We start from the raw sequence: 14,692 nt of genomic DNA on the forward strand, positions 1-14,692 counted from the left end.
GGATCAGACCCGGTCGAGTTGCAGGACCGCCGCCAGGTCCGACAGCTCGGCCGTGGTGGCCGGGAGGTATTCGGTCAGCAGCGGTGAGCGCACGATGATGGCCGACCACATGGCGCGCGAGATGGCGCTGGTCAGCCAGTGCCGCGACAGCAGTGCGCCGATGCCGTGCGGGGCGTCCTCCGGGGCGGAGGTGGTCATGGAGACCAGCACCACCGCGGCCTCGCGGCCCTGGAAATGGTCGGGGGTGCCGACCAGCACGTCCTCGATCCTGGCCCGCGACAGCAGGGTTCGGATGCGCGCCACCTGCGCGTGATAGGGCGCGACCACCAGGATGTCGTGCGGGTGCAGGCGGCGGGTGAGCGCGCCGGTGTGCCAGGGCAGGCCGAGCAGGGTGCGCACCTGGCGCACGATTTCCCTGGCCTCCTCGGCGGATTCGGTGCTGTTGCCGTGATGCTCCACCGGCACCGTGCGCACGCCCGGCGGGATGCCGTCGAGTTCCCGTGCCAGGGTGACGGTTTCGTTGGAGCGCAGCCGATTGTCGTAGCGCAGCCGCGACACCGGGCCGCACATGCGCGGATGCATGCGCCAGGTGCGGTCCAGGAAATATCCGTGCGCGGCGGGCAGGGTGCGGTGCGGGCCGAGCAGGCGGCCGAGCACGGATTCGGCGATGGGCTCGGGATGCGCGCCCCGGCCCGAGGGCGGCGCGGGATCGCCGACCAGCAGCAGGTTGCGGGCGGCCACCGCCACGGCCACCGCCTCGGCCAGCGGGAACTTGCCCGCGTCCACGATGACCAGCAGGTCCAGGCTGTCGCGGGGGATGCGCTCGGGATCGGTGAAATCGCTCGAAAGTCCGCCCACCACACAGCCGTTCACGGCATTGTCGAGGAAGCGCTGATAGCGCGACGCCTCGATGGGCAGCCATTCCGAGGCGACCGAGCGGGCATCGGCCTTGGCCACCAGTTCGGGCAGCACGCCCACCTGCACCACGGCGTCGAGCACGTGCTCGACCACCTGGTGCGAGCGCGCGATCACGCCGACGCGCCACTTGTACCGGGTGACAAGCCTTTCCACGGCGCGGGCGGTGGTATCGGTCTTGCCGGTGCCGGGCGGGCCCTGCACGGCCACATACGAATTGTCCAGGGCCAGTACGGCCGCGGTGACGGCGGCGGCGTGATCGCCGAAGACCTCGGGCAGCGCGTCACCGGAGCGCAGCCGGGGCGGGCGGCGGCAGAGGATGTCGAAGACGGCGGTCTCGGGCACCTGGGGCAGGGTCACCAGCAGCTGATGTGCGGTGTCCTCCAAGGCTTCCGTGAGATGGATGTCGTGGCCGGGCGGGCAGGGCGCGATGGCGGTGGGTAGGTCCGCGTAGGGCTCGCAGCCCTCGGGCAGGGTCTCCACCACGCGCACGACGTCCTCGAAATTGGTGTCCAGCGCGCAGCCGAGCACGGTGGCGTGCGCGGTCGCCCGGATGCCGGGCAGGGCGGTCATGCCCGGTGCGGGGCGGTCGTAGAGCGTGAGCACCGGGGTGCCCGGCGGGGGCGCGTTGCCGGTGCCGAGGCGTCCGGTGAGGGTGAGATAGCGCCGCATGGTGGGCCGCTGCCCGGTGCTGTGCCAGTCGGTGTCCACCGAACCCGAGTCGGCGACGAGAACCCCTGCGGTATCGGCCCATTCGGAGACCGGGTGATCGAGCCGGTCATCGTGCGCCCAGCGCAGCGGCCGCCGCTCGCGCCGGTGGTAGCCCAGCGCCGCGGCCGCCAGCCCGGCCGCCTCCTGCGCCTCGCCGCGATCCGGGCCGTCGCTCTCCGCGAATTCCCGCAGCGCCGCCTCGATTTCGTCGGGCCCGGTCTCGGCGTAGTCGTAGGTCCAGCGCCGGCTCGGCCGCACCTGATGCTCGGCCGCCAGCTCCAGCAGCCAATCCCGCAGGCGCAGTACGGCTTCCGCCCCGCCCTCGCGCTCCTCCTGATTCGGCGGCAGCTGATGCAGGTCGTAGGACCGCTCGCCGACCACCAGCGCCGCCCGCACCAGCGGATACAGATCCACCAGGGTGGGCAGCAACTCGGCCACCACATCCTCACCCTCGGAATCCCGTTCCCCGATGGCGTGCAGCAGCCCGCGCAGATCCCCGCGATAGTGGTGAATCCGCAACTCCGGACACTCGCGCTCGCGCTCCATCAGGAACTCCAGCAGCGCATCGGCATCATCCCGCCGCCGCATCGTTGCCTCAGGGTTGTCCGCGCGAATCACGAAGGTGCGCTCCGGCTTCGGCGTCGCGGGCGTCGGCACGAACCCCAGCGGTACGGTGCTGACCCCGGGCACCGGGCCGGGTTCGGCGGTCGCCACGGCCGCGCGCTGACACTGCTCGGCAACGTCCTCGGCGGCCCGCTCGGAGGATTCGGCGGTGGGATCCGATCCGCCCGCACCGGAATGACCGGCGAACTCGGCGTGGGTGACCGCGGTCTGTTTGACGGCACCGGCCGATCCGATCCGAACCACGAGATCGCCTGTGGCGCGGACGGTTCCGATGTTTCCGGTCCAGGCTTCGTCGATACCGGCGGCCGGGGTGACGCTCACGAAGAGGTCGCCGGGGGTCGGGGCGGGGAGGGCGGCGAGGGCGGCCGGGTCGATCAGGGCGTGCACCGGGCGGGCGGTGCGTTCGCGAAGGATCTGGACCTCGGCCTGGCGGCGCAGGGTGGTCAGGGTGGCGGCGGGGATGCCGGTGACGGCGGCGTCGGCGACGGCCAGCCGGTCGAGGGTGGTGATGCCGGCGTCGCGCAGGTGGGCGCGGGTGGCGGGGCGCATGCCCGCGACCAGCAGCAGGTCGCGGCGGGCCTCGAGTTCGGCGGTGCAGGTGGGGCAGTGGCCGCAGGCCAGGAAGCGGCGGTCGCCCCATTGCACCGGCAGCAACTCGCCGAGCTTGGTGTCCACGATCAGGTTCAGTCGCGCCAGCCGGGCCTGGTAGACGACCGCCATATCGGCCAGCGGATGGGTGATCGCGACCCCGTCCTCCCAGATCCGCGCGTGCGGCGCGGCCCGGAAACCATTGCGCCGCAGCGCCTCCGCCATGGCGGCCAGCCCCAGCAGCGTCGCGATCCGATCCCGCCGCCCGGCCACCCCGGTCACCACGTAGTCATGGGTCTCCGGCGAATGGTCGCGCACCAGGAACTCGCAGCGGGCGGCGAAATCGCCATCGAAGACGACGGCCCCGGCCACCGCCTCGGCATCCGCGCGCAGGGCCGCCAGCGTTTCGTCGTGTGCGTCGCGTAGCGCCGTGCGCGCCGCGTCGCGTAGGTCGTCGGGCACCACCGGGGAGTGCGCCTCGCCCAGCGCCGCCGCGGCGGCCGGGGTCGGACGAATGCGGGTGACGGCCCGCCCGTGCCGGTCGCGCAGATCGGCCAGGCGGTGTTCGACGGCCGGATCGAGGGTGCGGGTCAGCGCGCCGGGTGACTGGCCGTCCACCGGCGTCACCAGACCGAGTTCGGCGTCGAGCGCACGCAGCAGCGCGAACTCACAGCGCGCCGCTGTCACCAGGTCACCGGTGCTGCACACGACACGATCACCGAACAGCATCAATCGCGGCCCTCCTGTGCCTCTCCTCCGCCGACACCCGCACCCGGCCGGAAGGACGCCTGAGCGTGGCCGAGTCGCGCCATAGCGTAATGACTGCGGGCGGTGTGATGTGCCGCCGGGGAGGCCGCGCGCGCCGCGCCGGACCGGCCGCGAGCCGCGCACGTCAGCGCGCGTTTGCGGGCGATGTTGGGGGACAACGCGACTCGCGCGCGGCGCGGTCCGGGGCGGCGGCCTCCGAGCCGGTCGCGCGCGAGATGTTCGGATCGCCATACCGGCGTGTCGCCCCTAGGGTGGAGGCGTTGAAGGGAGTCCCCTCGTGCAGAACGGTGAACCCAGCCGCACCGCCCTCGGCGCTGCCCGGTACCGCGCCGACCATCAGACCCTGGACGGCGCCAGTATCTTCCGCGATCCGCTGGCGGCGGTGATCGTCACCTTCGGCAATGACCCCGACGGTCGCGTGGACGAGGTCGCCGGGCGCGGCATCCGGTTGTTCATCGCCGCGCGCTCCCGCTACACCGAGGACGCACTCGCCGACGCCTACCGCGCGGGCGTGCGCCAGGCACTGATCCTGGGCGCGGGCCTGGACACCTTCGCCTACCGCAATCCGCATCCGGGCCTGCGCGTCTTCGAGGTCGACCACCCCGACACCCAGGCCTGGAAGCGCAAGCGGCTGGCCGACACCGGCATCGCCATCCCGGATTCGGTCACCTACCTGGGCGTCGACTTCGAACGCGACACCCTCGAACACGTGCTGACCGCAAGCGATTTCGACACCGCGAAACCGGCCTTCGTGATCTGGCTCGGCGTCACCGTCTACCTCACCCGCCCCGCCATCGCCGCCACCCTGGACACCATCGGCGGCCTGGCGCCCGGCACCGAGCTGGTGCTCGACTACGGGGTCCCGTACACCCCGGTCACCCCCGAGCAGATCGCGGCCGCCGAGGCGCGCGAGCGCCGCCTGGCCGCCATCGGCGAGCGCTGGATCACCTTCTTCACCGCCGACGAGATCGCGGCCGAACTGCGCGAGGCCGGTCTCACCGTGGTCGAGGACCTCGGCCCCGGCGAAGCGCTGGGCCGCTACCTGGACATCGAATGGCACCCGGATCGGCCCGGCCCGCATCTGGTGCGCGCCGCGATTCGCTGACTTCGCTCATTACTCACCGGTTGCCCGAACGGAGCACCCCCACGGGCGCCCGAGGTCTGTCACAATCTCCCGATGCTCTACCTCGCGGGCGCTCGCGGCCGCCTTCACTACCGTCGATGGCAGCTCGACAATGCACAGGCCGTGCTGGCCCTATTGCCCGGAATCGGCCAGCACAGCGCGCACTACCACCGGTTCGCCAGGGCGCTCGCCGCCCAGGGAATCGAACTCTGGGCCCTGGACACCTCCGGGCACGGTCTCAGCGAAGGGGACCCGGAGCGGCCGGGCACCATCCACGAACTGGCCGACGATGCCCGGATGTTCCTGGACGCGGTTCGCGCGCAGGCGAATTCCACTCCCTTCCTGATGGGCCACTCCCTCGGCGCGGCCACCACCCTGGCCGTTTTGCGCGACGCGGATCCGGGTGAATACCCGGGCCTGGTGCTGTCCGGCACGCCCAAGGCGGTGCTGGAGGGCAAGTCGCCCAAGTCCGCGCGCGGTGCCGCGACCCCGAATCGGGCTCGCGCCCATCTCGGTTCCCGCTCGCGGGCCGCGGTGGCGACCGAGCAGGAATCCGACTGGCCCGGACCGCGGCTGCCCGAGGGGCTGCCGGTGCTGATCGTGCACGGCGCCGACGATCGTCGCGCCCCGCTCGAGCCGGTTCGCGACTGGTCGGTTCAGGTCGGCGCGCGCTTCCACACCTATCCGAACGCCGGGCACGATCTGCTGCACGAACCCGTGCACGCCGAAGTGACCTCGGAGATCGTGGATTTCGTGCACGCGCGGCTACTGGTCTAGCGGATTACGGTGGGTGGCGTGCCACTCTACGAATTCGAAGGCAAGCGGCCCACCGTCGATCCGACCGCCTTCATCGCGCCCACCGCGACCCTCATCGGTGACGTCCGCGTCGAGGCCGGAGCCTCGGTCTGGTACGGCGCGGTGCTGCGCGCCGACTTCGCTCCCATCATCATTCGCGAACGCGCGAACGTGCAGGACAATGCCGTGATCCACGTGCCGCAGGACGTGACCGTGGAGATCGGCGCGGGTTCCACCATCGCGCATTCGGTGGTGTTCCACGGCGCCACGCTGGGCGCGGAATCGATTGTGGGCAACGGCAGTACGGTGCTGGACATGGCGAAGATCGGCAGCGGCGTGATGATCGCGGCGCACTCGCTGGTCGGGCCCGGGCAGGAGATCCCGGACGGCGTGCTGGCCGCGGGCTCACCCGCCGAGGTGAAGAAGCCGCTGGCGGGGACCGCGGCCGAGATGTGGGTGAAGATGAACCCCGCCATCTACGCCGAGCTCGCGCAGCGACACCGCAAGGGCATCACCGAGGTTCACTGAATCACCCGGATTCACTGATCCCCGCGCCGGGTCCCGGCGAGCAGCCCCACCACTTCCTCGTCGGTGAGCTGGTGGAAATCCCGATACGCCCCGCCGACCCCGCCCAGAGCGCGCGGCACCAGCGGGCACACCACCTCATCGGCGACCGACCGAATCCGGTGCAGCGCTTCGATCGAGGACACCGGCACCGCCACCACCACCCGCCGCGGTTCGTGCAGCCGCGCGATCTCGCACCCGGCGGCCACGGTCGCACCGGTGGCCATGCCGTCATCGACGATCACCACGGTCCGGTCCTTCAACGGAATCGGCGGCTCGGCCCGCAGCACCCGCCGCCGTCGTTCCAGTTCGGTCCGCTCCAGTCCTTCGACGGCCGAGAGCTGTTCGACGGTCACCCCCGTATGGAGCATGACGTCGCGATTGAGCACCCGCACGCCGTCCTCGCCGATGGCCCCCATGGCGAGTTCCGGCTGCCACGGCACCCCGAGCTTGCGCACCAGCAGCACATCCACGTCACCGCCGATCGCCTCCCATACGGCGACGGCCACCGGAACCCCGCCGCGCGGCAGCCCCAGCACCAAGGGATCCGCCGCGCGCAGGTGCTCCAGCCTGTCACCCAGCGTGCGTCCGGCAGCCCCCCGATCCGGATAGATCATTGCTGTTCAGTCTAGTTCCGCCAGCCCGGTGGGCCCGCGCGTTATTCGCCGCGAATGGTGTATCTGCGCAGCGCCAGACTCGGATTGGTGGTCCGGACCTCCGTCAGGTGCGCCAGGTCGACACGCCCGGTGGCAATGCCGGGTTGGTCGCCGAGTTCGGCCAGCACCGCACCGGTGGGGGAGACGATCATGGAGGCGCCCGAGCCGCGCGGCGCGGCCTGATCCGCGGCGGCCACGTACATGGTGTTCTCGATGGCCCGCGCGCGCAGCAGCGTCGTCCACTGATCGACCTTGCCGGGACCGGGAATCCACTGCGCGGGCAGCAACAGCACATGCGCGCCCGCGGCGGCCAGGCGCCGAATGCCTTCGGGGAAGCGCAGATCGAAGCAGGTCTGCAGGCCGAACACGACGCCCTCGACCGTGAAGGTCTGGGACTGGCCCAGCGCGCCGGGCAGCAGCAGATCGGATTCGCGGGAGCCGAAGGCGTCGTAGAGGTGCACCTTGCGGTAGACGGCGGCGAATTCGGCGTCCGGCGTGGCGGCCACGAGCGTGTTGTAGACGTGCCCGGCGGGCTCGTCCGGACCACCGGACTCGACCACGCCCGCCACCACGTGCACCCCGAATTCCGCTGCGATGCCACGCAATCCGGTGACGAACGGACCGGTCAGCGGCTCGGCCGCGGCCAGCACCCGCTCGTCGAGGCGCTTGGTCGCGAACATCGAATACTCGGGCGCGACCACCACCTTTGCCCCGAGTTCGCTGGCCGCCTTGACCTCCGCGCGCAGTGCGGTGAGATTGGCCACGGTGTCGGTGTGCGGATCGAACTGCACCACCGCCACATCCACCGCGCCCGCCGGTTCCGCCGGCTCGCTCGGCGCGGGTAGCGGAGCGGATTCGTGAATGGCCGTGGCCACCGCTCCCGAGCTGGCCGCATCCTCCGTGGCCAGGGTTCCGGTGACGTAATTGCGCACGGGTGTGGCTTCGGTATTGCCGAGTCCGGAGGCGGAACCGACGGGGGCCGAGACGGAGGGCGCGGGCGAGTTGTCCGGATGCACGACTCCCAGGGTATTCACCCGATGGTCAACCCCGCAGCTAGCAGGCAGTAAAATCCCTCCCGATGAGTACCTCACCGGCCGACAGCGTTCCCACTGACGACGAGAGGGACGTTTCCGGCCCGTCCTTCACCGATCTCGGCCTCGATGACCGCATTCTGCGGGCCATCGCGGATGTCGGTTACGAATCGCCGTCGCCCATTCAGGCGGCGACGATTCCGCCGCTGCTCGAGGGTCGTGACGTGGTGGGTCTGGCCCAGACCGGTACCGGTAAGACCGCCGCCTTCGCCATCCCCGTGCTCCAGGGGCTGAACGAGAGCGGCAAGGCGCCCAAGGCGCTGGTGCTGGCCCCGACCCGCGAACTGGCCATCCAGGTGGCGGAGGCGTTCGGCCGGTACGCCACCCACATGCCCGGCGTGCACGTGCTGCCCATCTACGGCGGCCAGAACTACGCGGTCCAGCTCTCGGGTCTGCGGCGCGGCGCCCAGGTGGTGGTCGGCACCCCGGGTCGCGTCATCGATCACCTCGAGCGCGGCACCCTCGACCTGTCCGAGCTGCAGTACCTGGTGCTCGACGAGGCCGACGAGATGCTCAAGATGGGCTTCCAGGAGGACGTGGAACGCATCCTGCGCGACACGCCCGAGCAGAAGCAGGTCGCGCTGTTCTCGGCCACCATGCCGACCGCGATCCGCAAGATCTCCAAGCAGTACCTGAAGGAACCGGTCGAGATCACGGTCAAGACCAAGACCTCCACCAACACCAACATCACCCAGCGCTGGGTGCTGGTGTCCTACCAGCGCAAGCTGGACGCGCTGACCCGCATCCTCGAGGTCGAGCCCTTCGAGGCCATGATCATCTTCGTGCGCACCAAGCAGGCCACCGAGGAGCTGGCCGAAAAGTTGCGCGCGCGTGGGTATTCCGCGGCCGCCATCAACGGCGATATCGCGCAGGCGCAGCGTGAGCGGACCATCGGCCAGCTCAAGTCGGGCGTGCTCGACATCCTGGTCGCCACCGACGTGGCCGCCCGCGGCCTGGACGTGGAGCGCATCTCGCACGTCGTGAACTACGACATCCCGCACGACACCGAGTCCTACGTGCACCGCATCGGCCGCACCGGCCGCGCGGGCCGCTCCGGTGACGCGCTGCTGTTCGTGGCCCCGCGCGAGCGCCGCCTGCTCGACGCCATCGAGCGCGCCACCCGCCAGCAGGTCACCGAGATGCAGCTGCCCAGCGTCGAGGACGTGAACGCGCAGCGCGTCACCAAGTTCCACGACGCCATCACCGAGAACCTGAACTCGGCGAACGTGCCGCTGTTCCGCAAGCTCATCGAGGAATACGAGCGCGAGCACAATATTCCGCTGGTGGACATCGCCGCGGCGCTCGCGGTCGGTGGCCACGAGGGCGACACCTTCTTCATGGAGCCCGATCCGGAGCCCGCGCCGCGCGAGCGCCGCGACCGGGACCGGGATCGCGACCGCGGCCCGCGCGCCTTCGACGATCGTGGACCGCGCGAGCGCCGCGAGCCGTCCAAGCACCGCCAGACCGGGGCCGAGCTGGCCACCTACCGGATCTCGGTCGGCAAGCGGCACAAGGTCGCGCCCGGCGCGATCGTGGGCGCCATCGCCAATGAGGGCGGCCTACGCCGCAGCGACTTCGGGCATATCAGCATCCGCCCCGACCACTCGCTGGTGGAGCTGCCCGCCGATCTGTCGGACGAGACCCTGAACGCGTTGGCCCGCACCCGGATCAGCGGTCAGCTGATTCAGCTGCAGCTGGACCAGGGCCCGCCGGGACAGCGCGCCATGAGCCGCGCCCCGCGCCGCGAGTTCCGCGACAGCAAGCCGCGCTACGAGCGCCGCAAGCCGCGCGCGTAGTCGGCACGGACAAACGAAACGCCCGCATCCGGTAAGGATGCGGGCGTTTGTCATTCCGGCACCTGGGCGCTCGTCATTCCGGCATGCTTTTGGCCGGAATCCACCTGCGGCCGAGTAGATTCCGGCCAAGAGCGCGCCGGAATGACGGAGTGGGTCGTCAGTTGGCGGGAGTGCCGGAACCGGCGTCGGGAGCGGTGGCGGCCGGGCTGTCCGGAGCCTGGGCCGGGGTGGTCGGCGTCGCCGGGGTGGTCGGCGTGGCCGAGGTGGTCGGGGCCGACGACTCCGGCTTGGCCGGATCGACCTGCGGCGCGGGCGGCGGGGTGTCGGCGACGGAGAACAGGCCGACCGTCGGCAGCACCACGCAGCGCGCGTTCGGGTAGTCGATGGTGCCCCACAGCGAGGCGATGACATTGCCCGCGCCCGCGTCCACGGTCTTGGACAGCGCCGGGAGGTTGTATTCGGTGCGGTCGTCGAGCGCGGTGATGCCGCTGCGGCCGTTGTTCACGTTCAGCCAGGCCACCGTCAGGCCGGAGTTGAGCGGGAAGCCGTTCTGCTGCGCCATCGCCTGGAAGCTGACATTGCCCGCGGGCAGGGCGATCTCGGTCTTGTTCTGGGTGGTGACACCGCTGACCGCCATGGCCTGGGTGAGGCTGAACGGCATATTGAAGCCGCAGCCGAGGGTGGGCGCGAGGTAGGAGAACGGCGTGAACTGAATGTTCTCCAGCTTCGCGGCGGCCACCAGCTGAGCGGTCTTGGCCATGTTCGCGACCGCGGTCTTGCCCGCGACGCTGTCGCTCACCTCGTGGGTGAGCTGGTCCAGAGCGGAGTCGACGGGGCTCTTCGGCTGATCGGCGGTAGCTGTGCTCGTAGCGCCGAGAACCGCGGTGGCGGAAAGGGCGGCGACCGCCAGGGCGCGCCGGGACAGGGTCCAACCGTTCACTCGTACTGCTCCTGCGTCGGGTACGGATTCACCGGCAACGTACCAGCTCTGGTCTGGAGCCGCTGCGCCGAGCCGTCCGGTCGGTGTGATCCGGCTGACAGCCAACTCATTACCGGGGGGTAAGTTTATTGGCGACATCACAGCGACGCTCGGGAGAAGCAATGAAGCTGGCCCTATCACCCGATGAGGTGAAATTCCGGGACGAACTGCGCGAGTTCTACCGGACCAAGATCCCGGCGGAGATCCGCGACCGCGTGAAGTACGGTCTCGAACTCTCTCGCGATGACATCGTCACCACCCACCGCATCCTCAACGAGAACGGCCTGGCCGTGCCGAAATGGCCGGTCCAGTGGGGCGGCAAGGACTGGACGCCCATGCAGCGCCACCTCTGGGAAGACGAGATGCAGCTGGCCTCGGTGCCCGAGCCGCTCACCTTCAACGCCCAGATGATCGGGCCGGTGATCGCCCAGTTCGGTTCGGAGGAGATGAAGCAGCGCTTCCTGCCGCCGACCGCCAACCTCGACATCTGGTGGTGCCAGGGCTTTTCCGAGCCCGACGCGGGGTCGGACCTGGCCTCGCTGCGCACCACCGCGGGGCGCGACGGCGACTCCTACATCGTCAACGGCCAGAAGATCTGGACCACGCTGGCCCAGTACGCCGACTGGATCTTCTGCCTGGTGCGCACCGATCCGGCCGCCAAGAAGCAGGCGGGCATCTCGATGCTGCTCTTCGATGTGAAGACGCCCGGCGTGACGATTCGCCCGATCAAGCTCATCGACGGCCACCACGAGGTCAACGAGGTCTTCTTCGAGAACGTCCGGGTCCCTGCCGATCAGCTGGTCGGCGAGGAGAACATGGGCTGGACCTACGCCAAGTTCCTGCTCGGCAACGAGCGCACCGGTATTACCGGCGTCGGGCGCACCAAGGTGAAGCTGGGCGTCGCGAAGGAGTATGCGGCGCAGATCCGTTCGGGCAATGGCACGCTGCTGGAGGATCCGGTGTTCGCCGCGCGGATCGCCGAAATAGAGAACGAGCTGCTGGCCCTCGAGCTCACGCTCATGCGCGTGGTGTCGAATTCCACCGGCGACAAGCCGAATCCGGCGTCCTCGGTGCTGAAGCTGAAGGGTTCGGAGCTGCAGCAGGCCGCCACCGAACTGCTGCTCGACATCGCCGGACCCGACGCGTTGCCGGTGCACGCCGGCGATATCGCCTCGCCCGGCTGGGCGCAGCGCAGCGGTCCGGGCTACCTCAACTACCGCAAGACCACCATCTACGGAGGCTCCAGCGAGGTGCAGCGCACCATCATCGCCTCCACCATCCTCGGATTGTGAGCCGCCGCCATGGATTTCGAACTCACCGATGAACAGGTCATGCTGCGCGATACGGTCCGGGACCTGCTGGGCCGCGCCTACGACCCGGAGAAACTGCTGAAGGTCACCGACACCGACCTGGGCTGGAGCCGCGAGGTGTGGCGGCAGCTCGCCGAACTGGGCGTCCTCGGACTGGCTTTCAGCGAGGAGGACGGCGGCGTCGGGGCCGGACCGGTCGAGACCATGGTCGTCATGGAGGAGCTCGGCCGCCGCAACGCGCCCGAACCGCTGCTCGACGCCGTGCTGGTGCCGGGCGGTCTGGTGGCCCGCGCGGGCACGGCCGATCAGCGCGAGCGCGTGCTGCCGGGGCTGGTCGCGGGGGAGACCCTGCTGGCCTTCGCCGATGCCGAGCCCGGAAGCCGCTGGCCCGCAAGCGAACTCGCCACCACCGCGGTGCTCGACGGCGACACCTACCGGGTCACCGGCGTCAAGAACCCGGTGCCGCACGGCGACTGCGCCGACCAGCTCGTGGTCAGCGCGACCCTGCCCGGCGGCGGTCTGGGCCTGTTCCTGGTCGCGGCCGATGCCGAGGGCGTCACCCGCACCGGCTACCGCACCTTCGACGAGCGCCGGGGCGCGCAGATCGAATTCGCCTCCGCCGCGGCCGAACTCCTCGGCGACGGCGGCGACGCGCGGCCGGTGGTCGACGCGGTGACGGTGGCCGCGCAGGCCAGCCTGTGCGCCGAATCGCTGGGCGCGATGGAGGAGGCCCTGCGCCTGACCACCGAATACCTGAAGACCCGCAAGCAGTTCGGCGTCACGCTGTCCAAGTTCCAGACCCTCACCCAGCGGGCCGCGAACATGTACGTCTCGCTGGAACTGGCCCGCAGCATGAGCCTCTACGCCACCGCCGCGGTGGACGACGGCTCGGCCGACCAGGTCGCGGCCTCCCGCGCCCGCCTCCAGGTGGGCCGCTCCGCCCGCCACATCGGCCAGGAATCCATCCAGATGCACGGCGGCATCGGCATCACCACCGAATACCCGGTGAGCCACTACGTCGCCCGCCTCACCGCCATCGCCCGCACCCTGGGCGGCGACTTGGAACACCTGCGCGTCCTCACCGACCGCGTGGGCGACTACACCCTGGTCGAGTTCTAGGAGCTTGTTCGTATCCCAACGCGACGACTGATCTCGTGCCGACCGGGGTAACTCCCCGGGTACGCCCAAAATTGTTTCGCCACTGGACCGCCGGACGGGTGCCCGGCGGTCCACGGCACCCAGCCGTCCGCTGAAGTTTCGGAGAGGCGGTGGAGCAATTGAGTGGGGGCAAGGAGATTGGCGCGCGTAGGGTCTAGGGGTGGGCGGAGAAACTGTACGGCTGGATGGGAACACGCTGGTGCTTCCCGGTGGGGTGGGGGTGCGGTTCATCCGCACGCTGCGATTGCCCGAGCAGGGGACGCATCCCCTGCCGCCCGGGCTCGGCGAGTTCCCGGTGCGGCGGGTCGCGGATTACGCGGACTCGGTGCCGGAGGAGTGGGCAAAGCGCGGCGGCGTGATGCTGCCCATGTATCTGCGGGAGGCGATGTGGCTGTCGTTCTCCGCTACCGAGCCCGCGGCACTGCAGATCGGCGTGGGCAAGGTGTGCGCGGTCTCCGGCAAGCCGTGGAGTGACCGGCTGGGGCGCGATCCGCAGAACTACGTCGTGCTGCCCAAGCAGCCGTGGCTCGACGGCATCAACTCCGGCCAGGGCACCATCCGCCAATTCGTCGCGGTCCCACTGGGATTGGGCGCGACGGTGGAGGGCCAGGTCACCGGCGAGGAGACACACGGCGGCATCCAGCTCCAGAACTTCGCGCTCAACGACACCGAGCTGGCGCGCTGGCGCCGGGCGGAAGAGGAACGCCGCCGCGCCGCGGAAGCCGAACGCGTCCGCGCGATCAGCTACGCCCCCATGCCAAGCCCGCCACCGGCTTTCGGCGCGCCCGCCCCGGGCAGCGCCGCACCGCCCGGCTATGGCGCGCCCCCGTCCGCGCCGGGGCTCGGCGGCCCCCCGCTGCCCGCGCCCGGCAGTGCCGCCCCCGGTTCGTCGGCCCGTCTGTTCGGACAGCGGCGCCCGCACGCCAAGGCCATGGGCCTGGGCGTCGGCGACACCATGCGCCAGGAGATCTTCAAGGACGACCGCCCCCTGCAGGCCTGGTCGGTCCAACCCTCCGCCCGCCTCTTCGTCCACCTGGTGACCCCGCCGGACTGGCAGCGCATCACCGGCGAGGCCGCACCCCCGTCCCCGGTCGACCGCAAGGCCTACACCGCCGCGGGCCTACCCTGGTTCGACTATTTCGACTCCGACGCAACGGATTTGGCCCCGGCCGAGCCCCTGGCGAACGTCACCCCGGTCGGCGACTGGCTGGGCGACGACCACGAGCCCTGGCAGAACCCGACCCCGGGCCAGGTGCATCACCTGGGCGACAAGGGAAAGCCCGTCGAAGACGGCGAATGGTGACCGGTCCGGCCGAGCCCGTTCAGCGGTTGGAGTCGGCCGCTCAGCCGTCGGCGTTGTCCGCGGCCGCGTGATCGGTGCTCGGCGGGGTCGTCGGCGCGACCGTCGTCTCCGGAACCGTCGTCGTGGCCGGGGGTTCGGTTGTGGGACGCGGGGATTCGGTGGTGGTGGTCGGGCGCGTCGTAGTGGTCGGTCGGCCGGGGGTGCTCGGCGTGGTGCGGGTGGTCGCGGCCGGATCGTCCGGGGTGGCGGTGATGGTGGAGATCGGGGCGCGGCGCGACGGCATGTCGGCGGCGACTCGCCAGGAGGGGGAG

12 protein-coding genes are annotated in these 14,692 nt (G+C 70.6%); 7 read left to right on the forward strand and 5 right to left on the reverse strand.

The genetic code is table 11. The features are described 5' to 3' along the window. Positions 1 to 3: 3 nt before the first annotated feature. Positions 4 to 3,567: an AAA domain-containing protein gene (locus ACAM49_RS24420; protein ID WP_369637892.1), complete on the reverse strand. Its 3,564-nt coding sequence runs from the start codon at positions 3,565 to 3,567 to the stop codon at positions 4 to 6. A 316-nt stretch (positions 3,568 to 3,883) separates the two neighbouring features. Here ACAM49_RS24420 and ACAM49_RS24425 point away from each other — a divergent pair, with 316 nt between their 5' ends. From ACAM49_RS24425 to ACAM49_RS24435, 3 genes are all read left to right on the forward strand, one after another. Then, entirely contained in the window at positions 3,884 to 4,711 is an 828-nt protein-coding gene (locus ACAM49_RS24425; RefSeq protein ID WP_369637893.1) for a class I SAM-dependent methyltransferase, read from the forward strand. A 72-nt stretch (positions 4,712 to 4,783) separates the two neighbouring features. After that, positions 4,784 to 5,506 (forward strand): alpha/beta hydrolase, encoded by a 723-nt coding sequence (locus tag ACAM49_RS24430; protein WP_369637894.1) that lies wholly within the window; start codon positions 4,784 to 4,786, stop codon positions 5,504 to 5,506. Between the two features lie 18 nt (positions 5,507 to 5,524). After that, positions 5,525 to 6,052 carry a gamma carbonic anhydrase family protein gene (locus tag ACAM49_RS24435; protein WP_369637895.1) on the forward strand — a complete coding sequence of 176 codons (528 nt, stop codon included), beginning with the start codon at positions 5,525 to 5,527 and terminating at the stop codon, positions 6,050 to 6,052. An 11-nt stretch (positions 6,053 to 6,063) separates the two neighbouring features. Here ACAM49_RS24435 and ACAM49_RS24440 read toward each other — a convergent pair whose 3' ends face one another. Continuing rightward, positions 6,064 to 6,705 (reverse strand): phosphoribosyltransferase, encoded by a 642-nt coding sequence (locus ACAM49_RS24440; protein WP_369637896.1) that lies wholly within the window; start codon positions 6,703 to 6,705, stop codon positions 6,064 to 6,066. Positions 6,706 to 6,746: 41 nt separating this feature from the next. Further along, on the reverse strand, positions 6,747 to 7,550 hold the full coding sequence (locus tag ACAM49_RS24445) for a carbon-nitrogen hydrolase family protein (protein WP_369637903.1): 804 nt from the start codon (positions 7,548 to 7,550) through the stop codon (positions 6,747 to 6,749). Between the two features lie 272 nt (positions 7,551 to 7,822). Between ACAM49_RS24445 and ACAM49_RS24450 the strand changes: the two genes are divergently transcribed. Next, positions 7,823 to 9,631, forward strand: a complete 1,809-nt coding sequence (locus tag ACAM49_RS24450; protein WP_369637897.1) for a DEAD/DEAH box helicase — start codon at positions 7,823 to 7,825, stop codon at positions 9,629 to 9,631. Positions 9,632 to 9,788: 157 nt separating this feature from the next. On the opposite strand, the gene ACAM49_RS24455 is transcribed toward ACAM49_RS24450, so the two are convergent. Then, positions 9,789 to 10,571: a hypothetical protein gene (locus ACAM49_RS24455; protein ID WP_369637898.1), complete on the reverse strand. Its 783-nt coding sequence runs from the start codon at positions 10,569 to 10,571 to the stop codon at positions 9,789 to 9,791. 161 nt (positions 10,572 to 10,732) lie between these two features. Here ACAM49_RS24455 and ACAM49_RS24460 point away from each other — a divergent pair, with 161 nt between their 5' ends. The 3 genes from ACAM49_RS24460 to ACAM49_RS24470 all read left to right on the forward strand — a co-directional run bounded on the left by ACAM49_RS24460 (position 10,733) and on the right by ACAM49_RS24470 (position 14,381). Continuing rightward, positions 10,733 to 11,902, forward strand: a complete 1,170-nt coding sequence (locus tag ACAM49_RS24460; protein WP_369637899.1) for an acyl-CoA dehydrogenase family protein — start codon at positions 10,733 to 10,735, stop codon at positions 11,900 to 11,902. Between the two features lie 9 nt (positions 11,903 to 11,911). Next, the gene (locus tag ACAM49_RS24465; protein ID WP_369637900.1) at positions 11,912 to 13,039 is read left to right on the forward strand and encodes an acyl-CoA dehydrogenase family protein; all 1,128 of its coding nucleotides are present in this window, start codon (positions 11,912 to 11,914) and stop codon (positions 13,037 to 13,039) included. A 199-nt stretch (positions 13,040 to 13,238) separates the two neighbouring features. Further along, on the forward strand, positions 13,239 to 14,381 hold the full coding sequence (locus ACAM49_RS24470) for a hypothetical protein (protein WP_369637901.1): 1,143 nt from the start codon (positions 13,239 to 13,241) through the stop codon (positions 14,379 to 14,381). Positions 14,382 to 14,421: 40 nt separating this feature from the next. Here the strand turns inward: ACAM49_RS24470 and ACAM49_RS24475 are convergent. Beyond that, on the reverse strand, positions 14,422 to 14,692 hold a 271-nt coding region (locus tag ACAM49_RS24475), incomplete at its 5' end, for a hypothetical protein (RefSeq protein ID WP_369637902.1).

The organism is Nocardia sp. JMUB6875, from assembly GCF_041154655.1.
Taxonomy (GTDB): Bacteria; Actinomycetota; Actinomycetes; order Mycobacteriales; family Mycobacteriaceae; genus Nocardia.